Here is a 22357-nt window from a genome sequence, read left to right on the forward strand (position 1 = left end):
CACTTCTCCTCCCCCACCCCTTGCCAGCAACCCCGACGCGCTGCTGCCGCTGTACCAGGCGATGGTGCTGACGCGCCAGTTCGACCTGAAAGCGATTGCGCTGCAGCGCACCGGCAAGATCGGCACCTTTGCCTCGGCCCTCGGCCAGGAAGCCATCGGCGTGGGCGTGGCCTTTGCGATGCGGCCCGAAGACGTGCTGGTGCCCTCGTACCGCGACCACGCGGCGCAGTTTGTGCGGGGCGTCACGATGGCCGAGAGCCTGCTCTACTGGGGCGGCGACGAACGCGGCAGCGGCTTTGCGGCGGCGCCGCATGACTTTGCCAACTGCGTGCCGATCGGCACCCAGGTCTGCCACGCGGCCGGCGCCGCCTATGCGTTCCAGCTGCGCGGCGAGCCGCGCGTGGCGGTCTGCCTGCTGGGCGACGGCGGCACCTCCAAGGGCGATTTCTATGAGGGCATGAACATGGCCGGCGCGTGGCACGCGCCGCTGGTGATCGTGATCAACAACAACCAGTGGGCAATCTCGATGCCGCGCAGCGGCCAGACCGCGGCGCAGACGCTGGCGCAGAAGGCCATTGCCGCCGGCATCCCCGGTGAGCAGGTCGACGGCAACGACGTGGTCGCGGTGCGGCACCGCGTCGGCGAGGCCATCGCGCGCGCGCGCGACGGCGGCGGCCCGGCGCTGATCGAGGCCATCACCTATCGCCTGGGCGACCACACCACCGCCGACGACGCCTCGCGCTACCGCGACGAGGCCAGCGTCAAGGCGCACTGGCAGGAAGAGCCGCTGCTGCGGCTGCGCACGCACCTGCTGGCGCTGCACGCGTGGGACGCGGCGCGCGAGGAAGCGCTGGTCAAGGCCTGCTCACAGCAGGTGGCGCAGGCCGTGGAGACTTACCTGGCCGTGCCGCAGCCGGACCCGGCCGCGATGTTCGACTGCCTGTACGCAACCATGCCGGCCGAATTGCAGGCGCAGCTGGAGATTGCCCGGCGCTTCCTGGCGCCGCACGGATAACCAGCAAACCCTGCGCCTTCACCTGGCGACCACAGCGAGCGAACCATGGCGGAAATCAATCTGGTCGAAGCAGTCAACCTGGCGCTGGCCCATGCGCTGGAGCACGATCCCGATGTGCTGCTGCTGGGCGAGGATATCGGCGTCAATGGCGGCGTGTTCCGCGCCACCGCGGGCCTGCAGGCGCGCTTTGGCGCGGCGCGCGTCATGGATACGCCGCTGGCCGAAGGCGGCATCGTCGGCGCGGCGATCGGCATGGCGGCAATGGGGCTCAAGCCGGTGGCCGAGATCCAGTTCACCGGCTTTATCTACCCCGCGGTCGACCACATCATCAACCACGCCGCACGCATGCGGCATCGCACGCGCGGGCGCTTGTCATGTCCGATGGTGGTGCGCTCGCCGTGCGGTGCCGGCATCCATGCACCCGAGCATCATTCCGAAAGCCCGGAGGCGATGTTCGCGCATATGCCCGGCATCCGCGTGGTGGTGCCTTCATCGCCCGCGCGCGCGTACGGGCTGCTGCTGGCGGCCATCGCCGATCCGGACCCGGTCATCTTCCTCGAACCCACGCGGCTGTACCGCCTGTTCCGCCAGGAAGTGGCCGACGACGGCGCCGCGCTGCCGCTGGACACCTGCTTCACGCTGCGCGAAGGCAGCGACATCACGCTGGTGAGCTGGGGCGCGATGGTGCAGGAGACGCTCGCCGCCGCGGACGCACTGGCAGGCGAAGGCGTGACGGCCACGGTCATCGACGTGGCCACGCTCAAGCCGCTGGACATGCAGACCATCCTGGAATCGGTGACGCGCACGGGCCGCTGCGTGATCGTGCACGAGGCCCCGCGCACCGCCGGCTTCGGCGCCGAGATCGCGGCGCAGCTGGCCGACGCGGGCCTCTACTCACTGGCCGCGCCGGTGCAGCGCGTGACCGGCTTCGACACCGTGGTGCCGCTGGCGCGGCTGGAATACACCTACCTGCCTGGCGTCGCCCGCATCGTCGACGCGGCGCGCAAGGCGATGGCAGCGTAATGCGAGAGTTGCCGACGATAGGCAAGGAGTGCCGATGAGAGTCTTCAAGCTGCCCGACCTGGGCGAAGGCCTGCAGGAGGCCGAGATCGTGACCTGGCACGTCAAGACCGGCGACACCGTGGCCGCTGACCAGCCGCTGCTGTCGGTGGAGACGGCCAAGGCCATCGTGGAAATCCCGTCGCCCTATGCAGGCACCATCGCCAAGCTGTTTGCGCAGCCCGGCGATATCGTCCACCTGGGCGCGCCGCTGGTCGGCGTCGAGGGTGCGGGCGAGGATGCCGACGCCGGCACCGTGGTGGGCTCGGTCCAGGTCGGCACGCACGTGGTCAATGAAGCCGCGCCCGCGGGCTCCGCGGCACCCGCCGCGGCCATGGCCGCCCGCGTCAAGGCCACGCCGGCGGTGCGCGCGCTGGCGCGCCGGCTCGGGGTGGACCTGGCAATGGCCACGGCATCGGGCCCCGAGGGCGTCGTCACCGCCGCCGACGTGGAGCGGGTAGCCAGCACGCTGGCCGAACTGGGCACGCCGGAACAGCTGCGCGGCGTGCGCCGGGCGATGGCGCAGAACATGGCGCGTGCACAAGCCGAAGTGGCCGCCGCCACCGTGATGGACGACGCCGACATCCACGCCTGGCAGCCCGGCGCCGATGTCACCATCCGGCTGGTGCGCGCCCTGGTGGCCGGCTGCCGCGCCGAACCCGGCCTCAATGCCTGGTACGAAGGCCAGACCGCCCGCCGCCACGTACTGAAGAAGATCGACGTCGGCATCGCGGCCGACCTGCCCGAAGGCCTGTTCGTGCCGGTGCTGCGCGACGTCGGCAACCGCGATGCCGCAGACCTGCGCCACGGCCTGGACCGCATGCGCGCCGACATCCGCGCGCGCACCATCGCGCCGGAGGAGATGCGCGGCAACACCATCACGCTGTCCAACTTCGGCATGATCGCGGGGCGCTATGCCGCGCCAATCGTGGTGCCGCCGACCGTGGCAATCCTGGGTGCGGGGCGCGTGCGCGAGGAAGTGGTAGCAGCCGGCGGCGTGCCGGCGGTGCACCGGGTGATGCCGCTGAGCCTGACCTTTGACCATCGCGTGGTGACGGGTGGGGAGGCGGCGCGGTTTCTGGCGGCGGTGATTGCGGATCTGGAGATGGCGGTGTAGCGGTCGAAGACAACAGGGAGCCGACGAGCAAATAGCCTCGGAGAATACTGCCGCCCCTCGTGTACGCTCCCCTCTCCCGCAAGCGGAAGAGGGGAGCAAACCGCCGGTGTGCTGGCACCGATCGGGAATCGGGCGCTGCGGTGGCCCTGTATATAATGCGTTTCCGATCGCCGCTGCCGTCAAGCCGGACCTATCCGGACAGCCGGCCCCCCCCTCATGGAATCCAAGACCGCCCGCCTTACCATCCTGATCGATCCGGTCAAGAAGAAGGCCTTTGAAACCCTGTGCGCCTCGCAGGACCTGACACCGTCGCAGGTCGTGCGCCAGCTGATCCGCGAATACCTGGCCCAGCATGGCGTGGAATACGCCACCACGGCCAAGCCTGCGGGCAGCACGCGGCAGAAGAAGTAACTCAGCGCGGGGCGTCGCCCTCGCCTGCACCTTCGCCTGCCAGCTCGCCGCAGCGCTGCACCACCTGCGCCAGCGAATCCACGTAGTTGCCCTCCCCCAGCGCCGCCAGCACGCCTGCGCGCGCCAGCTTTTCCCTGACCCGCTCGTTGGCTTCGGCCAGCACCACCGGCACGCCGCGCTTCTGCAGCGTCACGATCACGGCCTCCAGCGTCTGCAGTCCGGTCATGTCCATGAAGGGCACGCGGCCCAGGCGGATCAGCAGCATGCGCGGCTCGGTATGGGTCTGCACCAGTGCGCGCTCGCACGCTTCCACGGCACCGAAGAAGAACGGTCCGTCGATGGCATAGACCAGCACGCCCGGCGGCATCCGCGCGGGCAGGCCGGCGCCGGTATCGCCCAGTTCGCGCTCTACGTCCACGACATCCTGGCGCGCCACCTCCACTGACGCCGACATGCGCCGCAGGAACTGCAGCATGGCCAGGATCACCCCGATATTGACCGCCACCACCAGGTCGGTCAGCACGGTCAGGGTGAAGGTGATCAGCAGGATGGCCACGTCGGCGCGCGGCGCGCGGCGGACCATGCGCGCGAACTGGCGCCCCTCGCTCATGTTGTAGGCCACCACGAACAGGATCGCGGCCAGCGTCGCCAGCGGCACGCTGGCCGCGAGCGGCGCCAGGAACAGCAGCACCATTACCAGCGTGAGCGCATGCACCACGCCGGCCAGCGGGCTGTTGCCGCCATTGCGGATATTGGTGGCGGTGCGGGCGATGGCGCCGGTGGCGGCAAACCCGCCGAACAGCGGCGCCAGGATATTGGCGATGCCCTGGCCGACCAGCTCCTGGTTGGAATCGTGCCGCGTGCCCGCCATGCCGTCGGCCACCACCGCGGACAGCAATGACTCGATCGCGCCCAGCATGGCGATGGTGAAGGCCGGCCCGGCCAGCTCCAGCACGCGTGCCAGCGTGATGTCCGGCAGCGCGGGCACGGGCAGCCCGCGCGGCAGGCCGCCAAAGGCGGTGCCGATGGTGGCGACGCCGTCAAAGCGGAACAGCGCCTGCACCGCGGTGGCAACCAGCAGCGCCACCAGCGGCCCGGGGATGCGCCGCAGCCAGCGCACGCGCGGCGCGCCCACTACCAGCGCCAGGCTGCCCAGCGCCAGCGCGGTGGTGGCCGGGTGCCATTGCGGCAGCGCCTGCAGCAGGTGCCAGAGTTTTTCGTGGAAATGCTCGCCGGCGACCGGCGGCAGACCGAAGAAATCGCGCCACTGGCCGACAAAGATGATCACGCCGATGCCAGCCGTGAAGCCGACGATCACCGGCGCGGGAACGAACCGGATCACGCTGCCCAGCCGCGTCAGCCCCATCGCCAGCAGGATCAGCCCAGCCATCAGGGTGGCGATCTGCAGGCCGTCGATGCCATGGCGCGCGGTCACGGCGGACAGCACCACGATAAACGCGCCGGTGGGCCCCGCGATCTGCAGCCGGCTGCCGCCGAACAGCGACACCGCCAGCCCGGCGACGATGGCCGTGTACAGGCCCTGCTCCGGCTTGGCGCCTGACGCGATCGCAAACGCCATGGCCAGCGGCAGCGCCACCACCCCGACGATCACGCCCGACACGATGTTCGGCAGCCAGTTGCCGCGTCGGAACAGTCCGGCCAGCCAAGCTTCGCGCAGCGCGATCATGCGTCAGTCCCTCGGGTTCGTGCAGGATGATGATGGTGCATTGGATGATAACAGCATGTTAATGCCCGCCGGCTTGCGGCTCGCGCCGTGATATTTGCCACGCCTGCACTGTCGCTTATGCCACTCAATTCCTATACTGGATTGGCTCGCCCGGGCGTACGGGGTATGGGCCAGGGCGGACGCGGCAATCTTCTGCAATCGGAGGCCCATCATGTTCAAGCACCTCCTTGTGCCTACCGACGGCTCCGCACGCGCCGACGCGATGGCGGCCCGCGCCATGGCCTTTGCCAGCCGCATCGGCGCCCGCGTGACCGGGCTGCATGTGATTCCCGAGTACCACGTACTGACCTACCGGCTGACCAGCCTGCAGGACACCAAGGACACCTTTGCCGCAGAAGCAGCGCGCCACGCGGATACCTTCCTGGCCGCGCTCAGCCACACCGCGGCGCAGGCCGGCGTGGCCTGCGAGACCGTTACGGCCACCGACGACCATCCCTGGCAGGCCATCATCCAGTGCGCGCAGCAGCGCGACTGCGACCTGATCGTGATGTCGTCGCATGGCAAGCGCGGGCTGCAGGCGCTGCTGATCGGCAGCGAAACCCACAAGGTCCTGACCCACAGCACGATCCCGGTGCTGGTCTTCCGCTAGGCGGCCGGGCGAACAACGAGACAGCGCGATAGCGGGCAACAGTGCGCGGCGACGCGCGTTTCCAAACCACGCCAACTGCAAGGAGCGCAACCATGGCGATTCGACTGGGCGAGCAAGCCCCTGATTTCACCGCCGACACCACGGAAGGCAAGATCAGCTTCCATGAATGGATCGGCGACAACTGGGCCATCCTGTTCTCGCATCCCAAGGACTTCACGCCGGTGTGCACCACCGAACTGGGCTATATGGCCCGGCTCAAGCCCGAATTCGACAAGCGCAACACCAAGATCATCGGCCTGAGCATCGACCCGGTCGGCGACCACCAGCGCTGGGTCAAGGACATCGAGGAAACGCAGAACTGCACCATCAACTATCCGATGATCGGCGACGCTGACCTGAAGGTGGCCAAGCTCTACGACATGATCCACCCCGAGGCCAGCGGCAGCGGCCCGCGCACGGCGGTAGACAACGCCACCATCCGCTCGGTGTTCATCATCGGCCCGGACAAGAAGGTCAAGGCCATGCTGGTGTACCCGATGAGCGCCGGGCGCAATTTCGACGAGGTGCTGCGCCTGCTGGATTCGCTGCAGCTCAATGCCAAGCACACCGTGGCCACGCCGGTGAACTGGAAGCCGGGCGAGGACGTCATCATCCCCACATCGGTCTCGGACGAGGAGGCCAAGAAGAAGTACCCGCAGGGCTTCAAGACCCTGAAGCCCTACCTGCGCACGGTGGAGCAGCCCAAGTAAGGGGAGCGAGAAGCGCCAGCACCAGGGAGTGCGGCCGGGCGTGGGGGTCACGGCGGCCGCCGCCGGGCCACCCGGGCAGTCACGGCCGGGAGGCCCGACTTGTCCACAGGAACTATCCACAGCTTCAGTGGATATCCCCCCTCTTGACAACCGCAAAGGGCGCGCCGGTGCTGGAATTCACTGGAGTGCCCGTTTTATAGGCAACCCTCCGGGCTACGGGAATGGTTGCGGGCGTTCGAATTTTGTGCCTGTTGCGATTCTTCCGCCACCGGGCGCTCAGCGCGTCAGCACCTCGCGGATGGTGTCGGCCAGTTCCTTGGCCACGAATTTCGCTACATAAGCGTCCGCGCCCACCTTGCGCACATGCTCCTCGCTGGCCTCTCCCGACAGTGACGAGTGAATCACCACCGGCAGCGACTTCAGCCGGCTGTCCGCCTTGATCTTGCGGGTCAGGGTGAAACCGTCCATCTCCGGCATCTCCAGGTCGGTCAGCACCAGCGCCACCTCGTCCTGCACTGACCTGCCATGGCTGGCCGCCTCGCCGGCGATGCGGTCGAGCAGCTCCCACGCCTCCTTGCCGGACTTGGTCATCACCACCGGCGCGCCCAGCGCCTTCAGCCCCTGCTCGATCAGGCCGCGCGCCAGTGCCGAATCGTCGGCGGCAATGACCTTGGCGCCGGGGCGCAGGCTCAACTGCGGGCCGACCGTGCCCGGGTCCACGTCTGGCTGCCGCGTCGGCAGCACATCGCGCAGGATCTGCTCGACGTCCAGCACCTGCACCAGCCGCGACGGGCCCGCGCCCCCGGCGGTGTCCCCGTCCAGCTTGGCGATGCTGGTGACGTGGCCGGTCCGCACGCTGGCCTCGGCCGAATGCACCTGGTTCCACTCCAGGCGCACAATTTCCTCCACTGCCTCCACCGCGAAGCCCTGCGTCGAACGTGCATATTCCGTCACCAGCAGGATGCCCAGGCCGCTGCGCGGCTTGCAGCCCACCAGCCGGGGCAGGTCGATCACCGGGATCACCTGGCCGCGGATATCCGCCATGCCCAGGATCGACGGGTCGGCCCCCACCACGGTCGTCACGTGCGGCATCACCAGGATCTCGCGCACCTTGAAGACATTGATCCCGAACAGCTCCGTCTGGCCGGAATGCTCGGCTTCGCCAAGCCGGAACAGCAGCAGCTCGAACTGGTTGTTGTTGGTCAGGTTGGTCCGTTCGTCGATGTCCCTCATGGAACTGCTCATGCTGCGCTCCCGTGCCGTGCGTGTGGTTTTTGCCGCCGTCGTTGTCATCAGCCTGCGGCCGCGGCGGATGGCGGACGGCAGGGTTCATGACTGGATATCGGCGCGGGGCAACGGGAGTTGAGAGGCGCACGCAGCGCGTGTTCGGATTTCATCCTTGCATATCCGGATTGCTTCGTTCCTCCGGCGCAGCGTCGTCCATATAGTGGTTCCCAACTTGTCATAACACGCTATGTCGATCCCCATGACGACCCGGACCAACGTGGTACCCGTCCCCGCCGCCGCAGCCATGCCGGCACCGATCCCGCTGCCGCTCTATACGCAAATCAAGGACGCCTTGCGCGCCAGCATCCTGGACGGCACCTATCCGCCGCACCACCAGATGCCGTCGGAAAGCGAGCTGGGCGAGCGCTTTCGCGCCAGCCGCATCACCGTGCGCCAGGCGCTGGGCGACCTGCAGAAGGAGGGGCTGATCTTCAAGATCCATGGCAAGGGCACCTTCGTCTCCAAGCCCCGCGCCTTCCAGAACGTGACTTCGCTGCAAGGCTTTGCCGAGGCCATGTCGAGCATGGGCTACGAGATCCTGAACCAGATACGCAACTGCAAATGCGTACCTGCCAGCCGTCACGTTGCCACGCAACTGCGGCTGCGCGAAGGCGATCCGGTGGTGGAGATCCGGCGCGTGCGCCTGCTCAACCGCGAGCCGGTGTCGCTGGAGCTGACCTGGGTGTCCGAGGCCGTCGGCCGCCGCCTGCTCACTGCCGACCTGGCCACGCGCGACATCTTCCTGATCCTGGAAAACGACTGTGGCGTGAAGCTCGGCCATGCCGACCTGAGTGTCGACGCCATCCTCGCCGACGACGAGCTGACCCAGGCCCTGCGCATCGAGGAAGGCGCGCCGGTGCTGCGCATCGAACGCCTGACCCATGACGCGCAAGGCACGCCTATCGATTACGAGTTCCTCTACTTCCGCGGCGACGCGTTCCAGTACCGGCTGCGCGCAGACCGGCACAAGACCGCGCCAGCCGCCAGCGTCACCAGCCCAGCCGGCCATGCACGGCCCCGCAAACCAGCCAGCAAGGGGAAGCCCTCCGCATGAATACCCTGACTCACGAATACGACATCGTTGTCGTCGGCGGCGGCACCGCCGGCCCGATGGCCGCGATCAAGGCCAAGGAACGCAACCCCGCGCTGCGCGTGCTGCTGCTCGACAAGGCGCACGTCAAGCGCAGCGGCGCCATCTCGATGGGCATGGACGGGCTGAACAATGCCGTGATCCCCGGCCACGCCACGCCCGAGCAGTACACCCGCGAGATCACCGTGGCCAACGACGGCATCGTCGACCAGTCCACCGTTTATGCCTACGCGCGCCACAGCTTTGCCACCATCGAGCAGCTGGATCGCTGGGGCGTCAGGTTCGAGAAGGACGAGACCGGCGACTACGCAGTGAAGAAGGTCCATCACATGGGCTCCTATGTGCTGCCGATGCCGGAAGGACACAACATCAAGAAGGTGCTGTACCGCCAGCTCAAGCGCGCGCGGGTAGAGATCACCAACCGCATCGTCGCCACGCGCGTGCTGACCGACGCCAGCGGCGCCGCCGGCGGCGTGATGGGCTTCGACTGCCGCAGCGCGGACTTCCACGTGATCCGCGCGCGCGCCGTGATCCTGTGCTGCGGCGCGGCCGGCCGCCTGGGCCTGCCCGCTTCCGGCTACCTGATGGGCACCTACGAGAACCCGACCAATGCCGGCGACGGCTATGCCATGGCCTATCACGCCGGCGCCGCGCTGGCCAACCTGGAGTGCTTCCAGATCAATCCGCTGATCAAGGACTACAACGGCCCGGCCTGCGCCTACGTGACCGGCCCGCTGGGCGGCTATACCGCCAACGGCAAGGGCGAGCGCTTTATCGAATGCGACTACTGGAGCGGCCAGATGATGTGGGAGTTCTACCAGGAGCTCCAGGGCGGCAACGGCCCGGTGTTTCTGAAGCTTGACCACCTGGCGGAAGAAACCATCCAGACCATCGAGACGATCCTGCACACCAACGAACGGCCCAGCCGCGGCCAGTTCCACGCCGGGCGCGGCACCGACTACCGCAGGCAGATGGTGGAGATGCATATCTCGGAGATCGGCTTCTGCAGCGGCCACAGCGCTTCCGGCGTGCATGTGAACGAGCGCGCCGAGACTACCGTGCCGGGCCTGTACGCGGCCGGAGACATGGCCGCCGTGCCGCACAACTACATGCTGGGCGCCTTCACCTATGGCTGGTTTGCCGGGCACAACGCGGCCGACTACGTCGCCGGCCGCGGCCTGCCTGAAGCCGATGCGGCCCAGGTCGAGGCGGAGCGCGCGCGCGTGTTCGCACCGCTGGCGCGCGAGAGTGGGCTGCCGCCCGCCCAGGTGGAATACAAGCTGCGCCGCATGGTCAACGACTACCTGCAGCCGCCCAAGGTCACGCGCAAGATGGAAATCGGCCTGCAGCGCTTTGACGCCATCGCCGAGGACATCGGCCAGATCCGCGCCGCCAATCCGCACGAGCTGATGCGCGCGGTCGAGGTGATGGCAATCCGCGACTGCGCCGAGATGGCGGCACGCGCCTCCCTGTTCCGCACCGAGAGCCGCTGGGGTCTCTACCACCATCGCGTCGACTATCCGCAGCGCAATGATGCGGACTGGTTCTGCCATACGCACCTGAGCAAGGATGAAGCCGGGCGCATGGTCAGCCACAAGCGCGCGATCGAGCCGTACATCGTCCCGGTGGCAGGCGACGACGCCACCGCCTACCAGCGGCTGCGCGTCAGCCGCGGCCAGGCCGCCGCCACGGCCGCCACTGCCGAACCCGCCACCCTGGCTGCCGCCTGAAGGAACCCACGCCATGGCCTACACCCCGCATGAGATCGCCCAGCGCAGCAGCGCGCCGGTCACCATCGATGAAGACAAGTGCATTGCCGACAAGGGCTGCACGGTCTGCGTCGATGTCTGCCCGATGGACCTGCTGGCCATCGACCTGACCAAAGGCAAGGCATTCATGCAGTTCGACGAGTGCTGGTACTGCATGCCCTGCGAGAAGGATTGCCCGACGGGCGCGGTCAGGGTCGAGATCCCGTACCTGCTGCGTTGATTGCCCCGCTTCATGACAACAGCACCACAGAGATAACCCCATGAAAGCCTCCACCAGCATCCACCTGCTCCTGGCACTGGCCGCCGCCAGCCTGGCCGGCACGGCCAGTGCCGAAACCATCCGCGTTGCCATCGGCACGCAGGACACCACCATCAACTGCGCCACCGGCGGCCTGCTGATCCGCGAACTGAAGCTGCTCGACAAGTACCTGCCCCGCACCGGCAAGTACAAGGACGTCACCTACGACGTGCAATGGAAGAACTTCACCTCCGGCCCGCCGCTGACCAACGAGATGGTGGCCGACAAGCTGGATATCGGCGCCATGGCGGATTTCCCCGGCTCGCTCAATGCCGCTGCCTTCCAGAAGGCCGGCAAGAAGAGCCTGTTCATCGCGCCGCTGTCGGGCAACGCGATCGGCACCGGCAACGGCATCGTGGTGCCGGCGGATTCGCCGGTCCAGTCGCTGGCGGAGCTCAGGGGCAAGACCATCTCGGTGCCGTTCGGCTCCACCGCGCACGGCATGCTGCTGCGCGCGATCAAGCGCCAGGGCTGGGACCCGGACAAGGACGTGACCCTGGTGTCGCAGTCGCCCGAGGTCGGCGGCTCGGCGCTGCAGGCACACAAGGTGGACGGCCATGCCAACTTCGTGCCCTTCCCCGAGCTCTTTGTCTTCCGCGGCTTTGCCCGCAAGATCTATGACGGCGCCCAGGCCGAGGCCCCCACCTTCCACGGCGCGCTGGTGAACGCGGAATACGCGCAGAAGTACCCGGAGATCGTGGTGGCCTACCTGCGCGCCGCGATCGAGGCCGACCGCCTGATGGCGGCGGAGCCCGAGAAATACAGCGAGCTGATTGCCCGGGTGACCGGCATCGACGCCGAGGTGGACTACCTGTTCCATGGCCCGCTCGGCCTGCAGAACCGCGACTACACCTGGAAGCCGGAGTACCGCCAGGCGCTGCAGACCTCGATCGAGACGCTGAAGCTGCTCAAGCGCACCGATGCCGACCTCAGCGCCGACACCGTGATCGACGAGCGCTACATCCGCGAAGCCTTCAGGCTGGAGGGGCTGGACTATGAAGCGCGCCTGAAGTCCTACGACAAACAGCCCCTCGCGGCGAAGGACGCGGGCAGCGGCAAACCCATCGCCGAGCCGAAGCTGGCCGCGCAGCTGTGGCTGCGGGGCGAGTCCAGGGTGCGCGCCTATGCCTCGCCGGCTGCAGCATTCGCCGCGCTCAGGCAGGCTGCAAAAGAGGGCAAGCAGGCGCGCGTGCTGTATGTGCATGACCGCAATACCGGCCTGAAGCTGCTGGCCAGCAAGGCGTGGTACGTGCAGGACGGCAAGGGGCAGGCGAGCGCCTTCCTGCTCAAGGGCTCAGCGGATGGCTGGGCAAAGGCCAATGGTGGCAATGTGCGGGACTTTGCCGCAGTCAGCGGCGCCGCGGTCGCCGTGGCCAGCAACTGACGCGGAGCGCGCCCATGACCTCGATCAGCCTTGAAGCGGGGGCGCCCCCGGTGGCACCGGCCGCGCCGGGCGCGGCACGCGTGCGGCTGGCACGCTGGCTGGTGCGCCTGGCCGCGCTGGCCAGCTGCATCGTGCTGTGGCAGCTGGCCTCGTCCCACCGGGCCCACCTCGGCCTCGTCACCTTCGCCAACGTGCCCGCGCCCAGCGACGTGGTTCCGGCGGCCTGGCAACTGCTGCAGTCACCCAAGCTGGTGCTGCACCTGAGCAACAGCCTGTACCGCGTGTTTGCCGGCTTTGGCGCGGCGGCCGTGGCTGGCATCGTGCTCGGCATGGCGATCGGCCGCTCGCGCTGGCTGGAAGACCTGCTGCTGCCACCGCTGGAGGTGCTGCGCCCGATCCCCGGCGTGGCGTGGATTCCGCTGGCAATCCTGATGTTCCCGTCTTCGGAGCTGAGCATGATCTTCATCACCTTCATCGGGGCGCTGTTCCCGATCCTGCTCAACACCATCCACGGCGTGGAGCGCACCGACCCGCGCCTGGTCGCCACGGCGCGCAGCCTGGGCGCGCGCCGCTGGACCGTCTTCCCCGAGGTGCTGCTGCCCGCGGCGCTGCCGAGTATCGTCACCGGGCTGGCGATCGGCATGGGCACGTCCTGGTTCTGCCTGGTCACCGCCGAGATGATCGCCGGCCAGTACGGCATCGGCTACTACACGTGGGAGGCCTACAACCTGCAGAACTATGCAGACATCGTCGTCGGCATGCTCCTGATCGGTGCCTTCGGCATGGGCAGCAGCGCGCTGATCAAGCGCCTCGGCGCGTGGCTGATGCCGTGGACCCGCCTGCAGCAGGTGCGCGCATGACGAGCCAACCGATCCGCGCGGGCCGCCTGCAGGTGCGCGGCCTGGATGTGGCGCTGGGCCAGGGCGATGCCGCCTTCACCGCCGTGCACCAGCTATCCATCGACATTCCCGCCGGGCAGTTCGTCTGCATCCTGGGGCCGTCGGGCTGCGGCAAGTCCACGCTGCTGGGCGCCATCGCCGGACACCTGCCGGCGGCGGCGGGCGAGATCCTGCTCGACGGGGCGCCGGTGCGCGGCCCCGCGCCGGAGCGCGGGCTGGTGTTCCAGCAGCACTCGCTGTTCCCGTGGAAGCGCGTGCTCGACAACGTCGCCTTCGGCCTGAAGATGCAGGGCGTGCCCACCGCCGAGCGCAAGCGCGAGGCGCAGGCCCTGCTGGACCTGGTCGGCCTGGGCGGCTTCGCGCAGCGCTACCCCGCCCAGCTTTCCGGCGGCATGCAGCAGCGCGCGGAGATTGCGCGCGTGCTGATCAACCGGCCGCGCGTGCTGCTGATGGACGAGCCCTTCGGTGCGCTCGACGCGCAGACCCGCGCCCATATGCAAGCCCTGCTGCTCGAGGTCTGGGCGCGGATGCGCACCACCGTGGTCTTCGTCACCCATGACATCGACGAGGCGCTGTTCCTGGCCGACCGCGTGCTGGTGATGTCGCCACGGCCCGGACGCATCCTTGAAGATATCGCTATCCCCTTCGAGCGGCCCCGCCGCGCCGAGTTGATGACCGATGACGATTTCATCCGGCTCAAGCGCCGCTGCCGCGACCTGCTGCACGACCACACCGAGGCCAGCGCGCTCGCGACCGCCGCCTGACCGCTATCGACCTGACTGCCATCCATGCCGCAAGCTTCCACCCTGCCTGACGAATCCCTGTTTGATCTCGATCCCTCCATCGGCGCGCTGACGCTGCGCCTGGCCGACCCCGACCCCGCGGTGCGACGCGTGGCCGTGCTGCAACTTGCCGACCTGGAGGATGAAGACGGCGTGCCGCTGCTGCTGCAGCGCCTGCAATCGGACCCTGCCGAATCCGTGCGCGCGGAAGCCGCGCGCACGCTGGCCAGCTGGGAGCAGGAAGCGGTCGTCCCGGCGCTGGCCGCGGCACTGGCCGACCCCAGCCGCGAAGTGGCCGAAGCGGCAGCACAGGGATTGTCGGAACTGAAGGCGCCCGCCTCCGGTGCCGCCTTGCTGCCGTGGGTCACGCACGGCGATCCCTTTGTCCGGGCGGCCGCGTGGCGCGGCCTGCGCGAGCTGCGCTATGCGGCCGGCTTCGATGCGGCCATGGCGGCCCTGTCCGACGCGGCCGCCCCGGTGCGCCGCGAAGCCGTGGCCGTGCTGGGCTGGCTCAGGCGCAGCGAAGCCCTGCCCGCGCTGGCACAAGCTGCGACCAGCGATGCCGATACCGACGTCAGGCGCGCCGCCGCCGGCGCGCTCGGCCTGGCTGCCGACCCGTCGGCGCGCGATGCGTTGCTGGCGGCCCTGCGCGACGGCGCCTGGCAGGTGCGGGAAGAAGCCGCGCAGACGCTGGGAAAACTGAAATTCCCTGAAGCCGTGGGCCCGTTGATCGACGCGCTGGAAGACCGCTACTGGCAGGTCCGCCTGCAGGCCGCCAGGGCTCTCGGCAAGCTGCGTGACCGCGCGGCGCTGGTGCCGCTGACGATGCAGCTGGCCCACGCCATCAGCAACCTGCGCAAAGAGGCCGCGCTGTCGCTGGGGAGCCTGCGGGATGCGGCAGCCGTGCCGGCCCTTGCCTCGGCCGCCGACGATGCCGATCCGGAGGTACGCAAGGCCGTACGCATTGCGCTGGCGCAGATCGGCGCGCCGGAGGCTCATGCATGAGCGGCGGCATGGTCGTACCCACGCGCCTGGAGCTCTCCCGCGCCAACGGCGCGCTGCGCGTCTACTGGCCAGACGGCCAGTGCCAGTCGCTGGACCCGGGCCGCTTGCGCGCAGCCTGCCGTTGCGCCGCCTGCCGCGGCAAGCCCTCGGAGGCCGGGCCGGGCGACACGCAAATCGTCGCCCTCGGCGAAATGGGCTATGGTGTGCAGATCGTGTTCAGCGACGGGCACGACCGCGGCATCTACCCGTGGCCGTACCTGCAGGCGCTGTAGCCGGGCGCTTACCCGCCCGCCAGCGCCTGCAGGATATGTACCTCGTCGGTTTCCTTCAATGGCGCGTCCAGCCGCATCAGCTGCGTGCGGTTGACGAAGACGCGGATATACGGCCGCAGCTTGCCCTGCTCATCGACGATGCGAAAGCGCATGCCGGGGAACTGGCGGTCAAGGTCGTCGAGCAGCTCGGCGATGCTGGCGCCACGGGCCTCGACGTATTCGCGCTGTCCGGTATAGGAGAAGAGCGGCGTCGCGATACGGACCTGCATGGAAGTTCTCCGGTCGGCTGATGGCATTCAGGCAGGGCGCGCCACGGTAACCGCGTAGACCTGCGGCAGGTTGCGGGCGATGCATTGCCAGCCCTCGCCTTCATCGGCACTGGCCCAGATCTCGCCGCCGGTGGTGCCGAAGTACACGCCCACCGGCGCGTGGCCGTCGGTGGCCATGGCCTGGCGCTTGACCGTGAACCAGCCTTGTTCGGCGGGCAGGCCGCGGTCCTGGCGCTGCCAGGTTTCGCCGGCATCGCGCGTGACATACGCTGCCGGGCGGCCGCCCGGGCTGACGCGCGGCCAGACGTCGCTGCCATCCATCGGGAACACCCAGACCGTGCGCGGATCGCGGCGGTGGGCGACGATGGGGAAGCCGATATCGCCCACTTCCGCCGGCATGGCTTCGCCGATGCGTTTCCACACGCCTTCGCGGCGGTCCATGCGGTAGATGCCGCAATGGTTCTGCTGGTACAGGATGTCCGGGTCGGCGGGATGCTGCAGCATGCAGTGCGGATCCTGGCCGTACTCGGGATTGGGATCGGGCAGGAAGGTGGCGAGGCTGCCGCGGTTCAGCGGCTTCCAGTCCGCGCCGCCGTCGGTGCTCTCGAACACGCCGCCGCTGGACATGCCGATATACAGGTGGCGCGCGTCGCGCGGATCGACCAGCACGGAATGCATCTTGGGGCCGTCGGGCGTGCCGTCCTGCTCGCCGCCGGTCCAGGTGCGCCAGTTCGGGTGGTCGTTGAAGCCTGATACCGGCTCCCAGGTCACGCCGTGGTCGGCGCTGCGGAACAGGCCCTGCGGCGAGGTGCCGGCATACCAGGTGCCGGGCTCGCTGGCATGGCCGGGCGTGAGCCAGAACACGTGGTCGACGACGCGGCCGGTCTCGCCCTCCGGGGCCTTGTCGAAGGCGGGCGGGCGCGCGGCTTCGGTCCAGTTGCGGCCGCCGTCGGTGGAGCGGAACACGGTCGGGCCCAGGTGGCCGGTGCGCGCCGCCATCAGCATGCGCGACGGGTCGCGCGGGTCCTGCACGATATGGTGGATGGTATGGCCGAGGAACGTCGGGCCCTCGATCTGCCAGCTGCGGCGCGCGGCGTCGCTGGTCAGGAACCAGGCGCCCTTGGTGGTGGCCACCAGCAGCCTGACGGGGCCGGTGTCGGTTTCGGGTGTGGGGGAAGTCGTCATCTTGGCTCCTGCAAGAAGGCCGGTGAACGATGCTTTCTGAGTCTAGTACATGTAGACAGTGTTCACAATTAAAGATGGCGGAGCTGTGGCCGGCAGGCCGGCCACAGCCACCATGATTACGAAGTAGCACGGAGTTAAAAGCGGAAGCCCGCAATTTGCCTGGACATTGCGCGCGAAGTGTGGCATAAGCAATGTTCCCCCGATGCTTTCGCGCCCCGACACCCATGCTTCGCACTGTCCGCTTCGCCACCCTGAACCGCCCGGCCCTGCCGGCGGCAGGCGTGCGCGCCGCGCAGCGCCCGGGCGCCGCCATCGACCTGGCCGACCGCTTCCACGCGTACGCCCAGGTCCGCCGCGCCGTGCTTTTCCTGGCCGTGCGGGCAGCTCGGGGCGCCACCCTCCAGTCCTGAGCTTTCCCGCACGGCCCATGTCGCGGATGCCATCCGGCACCCGCTTGATCATGCAGCCAGGAGAAAGCCAGACATGTCCCCGCTCTACCGCCATACCTTCTGCGCCATGGTGGCGCTTGCCGCCCTCTACCTGATCCTCAATCCCTGAGCCCCAGTGGAGTCTTGCCATGGTGCATTTCCATGCCCTGCGCCTGCCGGCGCCGGCCCTGCCGCGCGCGCTCGAACTGCGCATCGACGTTGAGCTCGCGCCGGGCGATATCGAGCGCGAGCTGGGTGCCCTGCACGACCGCATCGGCCAACCCGGCGACTGCCTGCATGCGATGCCGGCGCTGCCCGCGGGCGCGCCAGGCCTGCGCCTGCGCTATCGCGAGGCCGACGGCGAGTACTACGTGTATGTGGAAGATGTGATGCAGCGCCGGCTGGCCGGTTATACCGTCTTCAACCGGCTGATCGAGGTCGGCCGCCGGGCCGACCCATGGGTACGGGCGCCGCACACAAAGTTTGCGCCCGCTTACCAGCGCCGCGGCCTGGCTCGGGCGCTGTACCGCTGGGCGCTGGATGGCGGGCTGTGCCTGCTGAGCGGGGCGCGCCAGTCGGCCGGCGCCAACGCCCTATGGCAGGCGCTGGCCGCCGATTACCCGATGGGCTATGTGGACTTGCGCCACAAGACGCTGACCTGGCTGGGCCAGGCCGTCGACGCGCCAGTGCGTGAGGGCCTGCATACGCGCATGCTGCTGCTCGGGCGCGGCTGGACCCTGGACGCGTTCATGGCCCGCACCGGCATGTACTGAGGCAGCGCGCCCGCTTACAGCCAGCGGATCGGCGCGGCCTCGCGTGCGTTGGCTACGTACAGGGTCCAGCCCTGGGCAAAGTAGGCGCGCACCCGCGCGGCCAGCGATTGGCCGCCGCCCACGCGGGCGTAGTAGGCAACATCGCGTGCCGGCTGGGCGGCGGGCTTCGATGCCTTGGCTTGGGCGGGCTGGCGATAGAGGGTGTCGGCGAGTACTTGCATGGCGAATATCCTTTCCGGTTGGATGGAAGTTGGTGCGCCTCACGAGGCACATCCAGCCGTGGTTCGGCCCGGATCGGGAGGCAGTTCAGGGTTATCCCTAGTATAGAGAAGTTGCGCCTGAATCATCCGGGTCTGTACCTATAGGCCGTATATGGGGTGCGTGATAATGGCCGCCTGCCGCACGCGCCACCTGATGCCAATCCGCCAATCCAAGGTGCCCAATCGTCACATTCGATATTCCTCGATGCACATGCCGCGCATTGCCTGCCGGTGATGATGCATGGCGCGTGGTCACCTAGCCTTCAGCCTTGCCCGGATCGCGCCCGCAGAGGCACCGACAAGCGGCACACCGATAACAGCGGGTTGGCCAGGTTTGCGCCTCCAGCCCAGACCAGAACCACGTGAGACACGCCTGACGACAGTCCGTACGACGGACGTTGCAGCGCCCGCAAGGAGACAGCTCATCATGATCGAACAGCCCTATCCGTCGTCCGCGACGGAAGCCGATGCTGCACGCCCCCAAGTCCCCGAAGTCCGGAGCCGGATCGACGCGTTTTTCGAGATCACCGCGCGCGGCAGCACCCAGCGCAAGGAAGTGGTCGCCGGGGTGACCACCTTCATGGCGATGGTCTACGCCGTCTTTGTCGTTCCCGGCATGCTGGGCAAGGCCGGCTTCGACACCAGCGCGGTCTTTGTCGCGGTGTGCCTGACCACCGCCTTCGGCTCCCTGCTGATGGGCCTGTGGGCCAAGCTGCCGATCGCCATCGGCTGCGCCATCTCGCTGACCGCATTCATGGCCTTTGGGCTGGTGCTGGGGCAGGGCCTGTCGCCGGCGGTCGCGCTCGGCGCCGTGTTCCTGATGGGCGTGATCTTCACCGCGATCTCCGTCACCGGCGTGCGCTCCTGGATCCTGCGCAACCTGCCCGCCGGCGTGGCGCACGGCACCGGCATCGGCATCGGCCTGTTCCTGCTGTTGATCGCCTCGAATGAAGTCGGCCTGGTGGTCAAGAACGCTCACCCCGGCCTGCCGGTGTCACTGGGCAAGATCACCTCGTTCCCGGTGGTGATGTCGGTGCTGGGCCTGGCCGCGATCTTCGGCCTGGAGCGCCGCAAGGTGCCGGGCGGCATCCTGCTGGTGATCATCGCGATCTCCGCGCTGGGCCTGGCCTTCGACCCGGCGGTGAAGTTCACCGGCGTGTTCGCGCTGCCGTCGCTGAGCGCACCCGGCCATGAATCGCTGATCGGCGCCATGGACGTGCGCGGCGCGCTGACGGCAGCAGTGCTGCCGAGCGTGCTGGCCCTGGTGATGACCGCGGTGTTCGATGCCACCGGCACGATCCGCGCGGTCGCCGGACAAGCCGGCCAGCTCAACGCTGCCGGCCATATCCACAATGGCGGGCGCGCGCTGACCGCGGATTCGGTCAGCTCGATCTTCTCGGGGATGTTCGGCGGCGCTCCGGCTGCAGCCTACATCGAGTCGACCGTCGGCGTTGCGGCCGGCGCCAAGACCGGCCTGACCGCCGTGGTGGTGGGCCTGCTGTTCGTTGCGGTGATGTTCTTCTCGCCGCTGGCCGGGCTGGTGCCGTCGTACGCCACCGCGCCCGCGCTGATGTACGTGGGCCTGCTGATGCTGTCGAGCGTGAGCCGCCTGCACATGGACGACCTGGTCGACGCGATGGCTGGCCTGGTCTGCGCCGTGTTCATCGTGCTGACCTGCAATATCGTGACCGGCATCATGCTGGGCTTCTGCACCCTGGTGGTGGGCCGCGTGGTGGCTGGCGAATGGCGCAAGCTCAATGTCGGCACGGTGGCCATCGCGGTCGTGCTGGCTGCGTTCTATGCCGGGGGCTGGGCCATCTGATCCTGCCGAAAGCTACTGCCGCGGCCCGGGCGCCACGCCCGGGACGCTGACAACCAGATGTCTCCTCCACCGTGATCCAGGTGGATTTCAAGCCCGGGCTTCCTGCTTTCCCGGGCTGTTTTTTTGGTGGCTTGCCTGAAAGGTCCCGCGCTTGGCGAATGGCGTTTCGCTAAATCGCCTTCATTGCCCGGCCTGCATTGCCGCCACATCCATGTACACCAGTTCCCAGACATGGCCATCGGGATCCTGGAATCCATGCCCGTACATGAATCCCAAATCCATCGGCGGCTTGTAGGTATTGCCACCCGCCGCGACCGCGGCATTGACCATTTCATCCACGCGCGCGCGGGTTTCCATCGACAGGCAAACCAGCACCTCAGTCGATTTCCGTGCATCGCAGATTTCATTGGGCGAGAAGCTGCGGAACTTGGCTTCGGTCAGCAGCATCACGAAAATGTTTTCGCCGACGATCATGCAGGTGGCAGTGTCGTCGGTAAATTGCGGATTGAAGGAAAAACCCAACTGCGTAAAGAAGGCAATCGACTTTTGCAGGTCGCGGACGGGCAAATTGACAAAAATCTGCTGGCTCATCAGGGGCTCCGGTAGTCGTGTCAGAGGGGGCTGCGCCGGGCGCAGACAAGCAGTCTAGGCGCTAAAGGCCGGGGGCGTGCGTATTTTCATTGTCCTTAAATGCGGGCAAAACGGGCGATGCCCAGCCCAATACCGGCTGCATCGTGGGCTGTGCGACCGTCAATTCAGGCCAGCAAACAATCAGTCCGTGCAATCTCCGTTATTTTTTGTAAAATTTTTTTAGGTGAACCGACACCACACTTCTAGTACCATGCAGCGGCCTATTTGCAGAAAGGGGATATAAATGGCGACATACAAGCAACTCCTGGCTGAGAAGGAAGCGCTGGAAGCCAAGCTGAATGAAGTGCGTGCGACGGAAGTCGCCGGCGTGATCGACAAAATCCGGGACCTGATGACTGAATACGGCCTGACCGCCGAAGACATCCTGCCGCGCCGCAAGCGTGGCCGCCCGGCTGGTTCGAGTGCCAAGAAGCCCGCATCCGCCTTGCCGCCGAAGTACATGGACCCCAAGACCGGCAAGACCTGGTCGGGCCGCGGCCGCGCGCCGGCATGGTTGGGCAAGCGCCCGGAGCGTTTCCTGATCGAGCAGTAAGCCGCCAGCGCGGCCAGCGCGCGCCCGTCTCACGCGCCCGCTTCAATCGATGGTGCCATCGGCCTGCCGGGCGCGTCACTGCGCCTGGCAGACATACTCCTTGCGCAGCGCCCTGAAGCCCTGCTGGGTCGGCTCCGCCGTCAGGCGCGCGCCGCCACCGGCCAGCGGCTGCATGCGCAATACCTGCGCCGAGCACTGGCTCGCGGTTTCGTCCCGCTGGTAGCGGATCTCATACTGGCCGCCGGCAACCGGCACGAATGACACGCCCGCCGCGCAACGCAGCTCGGGCAGCGGCGGCGCCGCGGCCGAGGTCACCGCCACGTAGATGCGCCGGCCCGCCTCCACCAGCCGCTCGCGCGTGCGAGCCGGCGGCTCGGGCGAGCGCCCGGCCATGTCCAGGCTCCGGTCCCGACCCATCGCAGACAACTGCCTGCCGGTTCCCGCCAGCACCAGCGGCCGCGCGGGCACCGGGCATTTGGCCGGATCGACCACGGTGAACGAAGTGTTGTCGTCGGTGCTGGTCAGCAGCCGCACGCTGGCGGCCGGGGCGCCGGCAGGCACCCGGTATTGCGCCACGCAGCCGGACAGCGCCACGGCGGCGGCAAGCATCGGCAACAAGGCAAGACGAGGCAGGACTGCGGACGACCGGTCATGGCGCATGGCGGCGGGCAGGTAGAACGATTGGGCCAACAGCGGACGTTGGCGGCACGATGGCGGCAAATCCGGCAGGGATGCCACACGATGACGGCGCGGCCAGGCAACACGCCGCGCCCTCAAACCAACCAGCATACCTGCATCCGGCGCTTGGCGGCAGCCGCATAAACCCATGTTGAAAACCTGCGTGTGATATCCACAGAATCTGTGGATATCCTGGCCCTACATTCCCCGAAAGCCCCGGTCTGTGCGGCAACCCACCGGAGCGCCCAAATTTTAGGCAACGGGTTGCAGGCGCGCCGGAACCCGG

General features: G+C 68.0%; 25 protein-coding genes. 18 read left to right on the top strand and 7 right to left on the bottom strand.

All coding sequences use genetic code 11. From position 1 onward, the window contains the following. The 4 genes from pdhA to AC3WRI_RS16775 form a co-directional block, all read left to right on the top strand. Nucleotides 1–1015, top strand: a 1015-nt coding sequence (gene pdhA / locus AC3WRI_RS16760; RefSeq protein ID WP_492293620.1) for a pyruvate dehydrogenase (acetyl-transferring) E1 component subunit alpha, incomplete at its 5' end; no start/stop codon positions are given. Nucleotides 1016–1060: 45 nt separating this feature from the next. After that, a complete protein-coding gene (locus tag AC3WRI_RS16765) occupies nucleotides 1061–2038 on the top strand; it encodes an alpha-ketoacid dehydrogenase subunit beta (protein WP_010810902.1) in 978 nt (325 codons plus the stop codon). A 34-nt stretch (nucleotides 2039–2072) separates the two neighbouring features. After that, the gene (locus AC3WRI_RS16770) at nucleotides 2073–3191 is read left to right on the top strand and encodes a dihydrolipoamide acetyltransferase family protein (RefSeq protein WP_492293621.1); all 1119 of its coding nucleotides are present in this window, start codon (nucleotides 2073–2075) and stop codon (nucleotides 3189–3191) included. A 216-nt stretch (nucleotides 3192–3407) separates the two neighbouring features. Further along, a complete protein-coding gene (locus tag AC3WRI_RS16775; RefSeq protein ID WP_058697310.1) occupies nucleotides 3408–3602 on the top strand; it encodes a ribbon-helix-helix domain-containing protein in 195 nt (64 codons plus the stop codon). Between the two features lies 1 nt (nucleotide 3603). On the opposite strand, the gene AC3WRI_RS16780 is transcribed toward AC3WRI_RS16775, so the two are convergent. Then, nucleotides 3604–5289 carry a SulP family inorganic anion transporter gene (locus tag AC3WRI_RS16780; RefSeq protein ID WP_492293623.1) on the bottom strand — a complete coding sequence of 562 codons (1686 nt, stop codon included), beginning with the start codon at nucleotides 5287–5289 and terminating at the stop codon, nucleotides 3604–3606. Nucleotides 5290–5500: 211 nt separating this feature from the next. Here AC3WRI_RS16780 and AC3WRI_RS16785 point away from each other — a divergent pair, with 211 nt between their 5' ends. Next, nucleotides 5501–5938, top strand: a complete 438-nt coding sequence (locus tag AC3WRI_RS16785; protein ID WP_011617733.1) for a universal stress protein — start codon at nucleotides 5501–5503, stop codon at nucleotides 5936–5938. Between the two features lie 92 nt (nucleotides 5939–6030). Then, nucleotides 6031–6687, top strand: a complete 657-nt coding sequence (locus AC3WRI_RS16790) for a peroxiredoxin (protein WP_010810897.1) — start codon at nucleotides 6031–6033, stop codon at nucleotides 6685–6687. A gap of 276 nt (nucleotides 6688–6963) precedes the next feature. On the opposite strand, the gene AC3WRI_RS16795 is transcribed toward AC3WRI_RS16790, so the two are convergent. Beyond that, a complete protein-coding gene (locus tag AC3WRI_RS16795; protein WP_010810896.1) occupies nucleotides 6964–7932 on the bottom strand; it encodes a chemotaxis protein in 969 nt (322 codons plus the stop codon). 241 nt (nucleotides 7933–8173) lie between these two features. On the opposite strand from AC3WRI_RS16795, the gene AC3WRI_RS16800 reads away from it, so the two are divergent. The 8 genes from AC3WRI_RS16800 to AC3WRI_RS16835 are packed head-to-tail and all read left to right on the top strand — an operon-like array spanning nucleotide 8174 to nucleotide 15473. Next, nucleotides 8174–9028 (top strand): GntR family transcriptional regulator, encoded by an 855-nt coding sequence (locus AC3WRI_RS16800; RefSeq protein WP_371258364.1) that lies wholly within the window; start codon nucleotides 8174–8176, stop codon nucleotides 9026–9028. Next, nucleotides 9025–10794: a fumarate reductase/succinate dehydrogenase flavoprotein subunit gene (locus AC3WRI_RS16805; RefSeq protein WP_492293625.1), complete on the top strand. Its 1770-nt coding sequence runs from the start codon at nucleotides 9025–9027 to the stop codon at nucleotides 10792–10794. Before AC3WRI_RS16800 ends, AC3WRI_RS16805 begins: the two co-directional genes overlap by 4 nt. Before the next feature lie 13 nt (nucleotides 10795–10807). Continuing rightward, the gene (locus tag AC3WRI_RS16810; protein WP_010810893.1) at nucleotides 10808–11053 is read left to right on the top strand and encodes a 4Fe-4S dicluster domain-containing protein; all 246 of its coding nucleotides are present in this window, start codon (nucleotides 10808–10810) and stop codon (nucleotides 11051–11053) included. Between the two features lie 40 nt (nucleotides 11054–11093). Beyond that, nucleotides 11094–12515: an ABC transporter substrate-binding protein gene (locus tag AC3WRI_RS16815; protein WP_010810892.1), complete on the top strand. Its 1422-nt coding sequence runs from the start codon at nucleotides 11094–11096 to the stop codon at nucleotides 12513–12515. A 14-nt stretch (nucleotides 12516–12529) separates the two neighbouring features. Next, nucleotides 12530–13375, top strand: a complete 846-nt coding sequence (locus tag AC3WRI_RS16820; protein WP_010810891.1) for an ABC transporter permease — start codon at nucleotides 12530–12532, stop codon at nucleotides 13373–13375. Continuing rightward, a complete protein-coding gene (locus tag AC3WRI_RS16825; protein WP_492293626.1) occupies nucleotides 13372–14178 on the top strand; it encodes an ABC transporter ATP-binding protein in 807 nt (268 codons plus the stop codon). Before AC3WRI_RS16820 ends, AC3WRI_RS16825 begins: the two co-directional genes overlap by 4 nt. Before the next feature lie 24 nt (nucleotides 14179–14202). Beyond that, on the top strand, nucleotides 14203–15201 hold the full coding sequence (locus tag AC3WRI_RS16830; RefSeq protein WP_010810889.1) for a HEAT repeat domain-containing protein: 999 nt from the start codon (nucleotides 14203–14205) through the stop codon (nucleotides 15199–15201). Between the two features lie 8 nt (nucleotides 15202–15209). Next, a complete protein-coding gene (locus AC3WRI_RS16835) occupies nucleotides 15210–15473 on the top strand; it encodes a gamma-butyrobetaine hydroxylase-like domain-containing protein (RefSeq protein WP_035823310.1) in 264 nt (87 codons plus the stop codon). A gap of 8 nt (nucleotides 15474–15481) precedes the next feature. Here AC3WRI_RS16835 and AC3WRI_RS16840 read toward each other — a convergent pair whose 3' ends face one another. Together AC3WRI_RS16840 and AC3WRI_RS16845 are read right to left on the bottom strand one after the other, a co-directional pair. Then, nucleotides 15482–15742: a MoaD/ThiS family protein gene (locus AC3WRI_RS16840; protein ID WP_010810887.1), complete on the bottom strand. Its 261-nt coding sequence runs from the start codon at nucleotides 15740–15742 to the stop codon at nucleotides 15482–15484. 27 nt (nucleotides 15743–15769) lie between these two features. After that, nucleotides 15770–16927 carry a beta propeller repeat protein gene (locus AC3WRI_RS16845; RefSeq protein ID WP_010810886.1) on the bottom strand — a complete coding sequence of 386 codons (1158 nt, stop codon included), beginning with the start codon at nucleotides 16925–16927 and terminating at the stop codon, nucleotides 15770–15772. Nucleotides 16928–17151: 224 nt separating this feature from the next. Here AC3WRI_RS16845 and AC3WRI_RS16850 point away from each other — a divergent pair, with 224 nt between their 5' ends. Together AC3WRI_RS16850 and AC3WRI_RS16855 are read left to right on the top strand one after the other, a co-directional pair. Then, a complete protein-coding gene (locus tag AC3WRI_RS16850; protein ID WP_010810885.1) occupies nucleotides 17152–17337 on the top strand; it encodes a hypothetical protein in 186 nt (61 codons plus the stop codon). Between the two features lie 167 nt (nucleotides 17338–17504). Next, entirely contained in the window at nucleotides 17505–18128 is a 624-nt protein-coding gene (locus AC3WRI_RS16855; RefSeq protein ID WP_492293627.1) for an N-acetyltransferase, read from the top strand. A 14-nt stretch (nucleotides 18129–18142) separates the two neighbouring features. Here the strand turns inward: AC3WRI_RS16855 and AC3WRI_RS16860 are convergent, their stop codons facing one another. Beyond that, nucleotides 18143–18349: a hypothetical protein gene (locus AC3WRI_RS16860; protein WP_010810883.1), complete on the bottom strand. Its 207-nt coding sequence runs from the start codon at nucleotides 18347–18349 to the stop codon at nucleotides 18143–18145. Nucleotides 18350–18815: 466 nt separating this feature from the next. On the opposite strand from AC3WRI_RS16860, the gene AC3WRI_RS16865 reads away from it, so the two are divergent. Next, complete coding sequence (locus tag AC3WRI_RS16865) at nucleotides 18816–20210, top strand: NCS2 family permease (RefSeq protein ID WP_011617740.1); 1395 nt, start codon at nucleotides 18816–18818, stop codon at nucleotides 20208–20210. 180 nt (nucleotides 20211–20390) lie between these two features. On the opposite strand, the gene AC3WRI_RS16870 is transcribed toward AC3WRI_RS16865, so the two are convergent. Further along, on the bottom strand, nucleotides 20391–20801 hold the full coding sequence (locus AC3WRI_RS16870) for a VOC family protein (RefSeq protein ID WP_010810881.1): 411 nt from the start codon (nucleotides 20799–20801) through the stop codon (nucleotides 20391–20393). Nucleotides 20802–21084: 283 nt separating this feature from the next. Between AC3WRI_RS16870 and AC3WRI_RS16875 the strand changes: the two genes are divergently transcribed. Then, on the top strand, nucleotides 21085–21393 hold the full coding sequence (locus AC3WRI_RS16875) for an H-NS histone family protein (RefSeq protein WP_010810880.1): 309 nt from the start codon (nucleotides 21085–21087) through the stop codon (nucleotides 21391–21393). 75 nt (nucleotides 21394–21468) lie between these two features. Here AC3WRI_RS16875 and AC3WRI_RS16880 read toward each other — a convergent pair whose 3' ends face one another. Further along, a complete protein-coding gene (locus AC3WRI_RS16880; protein ID WP_231881462.1) occupies nucleotides 21469–22083 on the bottom strand; it encodes a hypothetical protein in 615 nt (204 codons plus the stop codon). Between the last annotated feature and the right edge of the window lie 274 nt (nucleotides 22084–22357).

It is taken from the genome of Cupriavidus sp. FW305-27 (assembly GCF_058787995.1).

Excerpts from the sequence above, each read along its gene's own strand:
- AC3WRI_RS16765 (WP_010810902.1), top strand. The coding sequence starts at position 1,061 with ATGGCGGAAATCAATCTGGTCGAAGCAGTCAACCTGGCGCTGGCCCAT.
- AC3WRI_RS16770 (WP_492293621.1), top strand. The coding sequence starts at position 2,073 with ATGAGAGTCTTCAAGCTGCCCGACCTGGGCGAAGGCCTGCAGGAGGCC.
- AC3WRI_RS16775 (WP_058697310.1), top strand. The coding sequence starts at position 3,408 with ATGGAATCCAAGACCGCCCGCCTTACCATCCTGATCGATCCGGTCAAG.
- AC3WRI_RS16780 (WP_492293623.1), bottom strand. The coding sequence starts at position 5,289 with ATGATCGCGCTGCGCGAAGCTTGGCTGGCCGGACTGTTCCGACGCGGC.
- AC3WRI_RS16785 (WP_011617733.1), top strand. The coding sequence starts at position 5,501 with ATGTTCAAGCACCTCCTTGTGCCTACCGACGGCTCCGCACGCGCCGAC.
- AC3WRI_RS16790 (WP_010810897.1), top strand. The coding sequence starts at position 6,031 with ATGGCGATTCGACTGGGCGAGCAAGCCCCTGATTTCACCGCCGACACC.
- AC3WRI_RS16795 (WP_010810896.1), bottom strand. The coding sequence starts at position 7,932 with ATGAGCAGTTCCATGAGGGACATCGACGAACGGACCAACCTGACCAAC.
- AC3WRI_RS16800 (WP_371258364.1), top strand. The coding sequence starts at position 8,174 with ATGACGACCCGGACCAACGTGGTACCCGTCCCCGCCGCCGCAGCCATG.
- AC3WRI_RS16805 (WP_492293625.1), top strand. The coding sequence starts at position 9,025 with ATGAATACCCTGACTCACGAATACGACATCGTTGTCGTCGGCGGCGGC.
- AC3WRI_RS16810 (WP_010810893.1), top strand. The coding sequence starts at position 10,808 with ATGGCCTACACCCCGCATGAGATCGCCCAGCGCAGCAGCGCGCCGGTC.
- AC3WRI_RS16815 (WP_010810892.1), top strand. The coding sequence starts at position 11,094 with ATGAAAGCCTCCACCAGCATCCACCTGCTCCTGGCACTGGCCGCCGCC.
- AC3WRI_RS16820 (WP_010810891.1), top strand. The coding sequence starts at position 12,530 with ATGACCTCGATCAGCCTTGAAGCGGGGGCGCCCCCGGTGGCACCGGCC.
- AC3WRI_RS16825 (WP_492293626.1), top strand. The coding sequence starts at position 13,372 with ATGACGAGCCAACCGATCCGCGCGGGCCGCCTGCAGGTGCGCGGCCTG.
- AC3WRI_RS16830 (WP_010810889.1), top strand. The coding sequence starts at position 14,203 with ATGCCGCAAGCTTCCACCCTGCCTGACGAATCCCTGTTTGATCTCGAT.
- AC3WRI_RS16835 (WP_035823310.1), top strand. The coding sequence starts at position 15,210 with ATGGTCGTACCCACGCGCCTGGAGCTCTCCCGCGCCAACGGCGCGCTG.
- AC3WRI_RS16840 (WP_010810887.1), bottom strand. The coding sequence starts at position 15,742 with ATGCAGGTCCGTATCGCGACGCCGCTCTTCTCCTATACCGGACAGCGC.
- AC3WRI_RS16845 (WP_010810886.1), bottom strand. The coding sequence starts at position 16,927 with ATGACGACTTCCCCCACACCCGAAACCGACACCGGCCCCGTCAGGCTG.
- AC3WRI_RS16850 (WP_010810885.1), top strand. The coding sequence starts at position 17,152 with ATGCTTCGCACTGTCCGCTTCGCCACCCTGAACCGCCCGGCCCTGCCG.
- AC3WRI_RS16855 (WP_492293627.1), top strand. The coding sequence starts at position 17,505 with ATGGTGCATTTCCATGCCCTGCGCCTGCCGGCGCCGGCCCTGCCGCGC.
- AC3WRI_RS16860 (WP_010810883.1), bottom strand. The coding sequence starts at position 18,349 with ATGCAAGTACTCGCCGACACCCTCTATCGCCAGCCCGCCCAAGCCAAG.
- AC3WRI_RS16865 (WP_011617740.1), top strand. The coding sequence starts at position 18,816 with ATGATCGAACAGCCCTATCCGTCGTCCGCGACGGAAGCCGATGCTGCA.
- AC3WRI_RS16870 (WP_010810881.1), bottom strand. The coding sequence starts at position 20,801 with ATGAGCCAGCAGATTTTTGTCAATTTGCCCGTCCGCGACCTGCAAAAG.
- AC3WRI_RS16875 (WP_010810880.1), top strand. The coding sequence starts at position 21,085 with ATGGCGACATACAAGCAACTCCTGGCTGAGAAGGAAGCGCTGGAAGCC.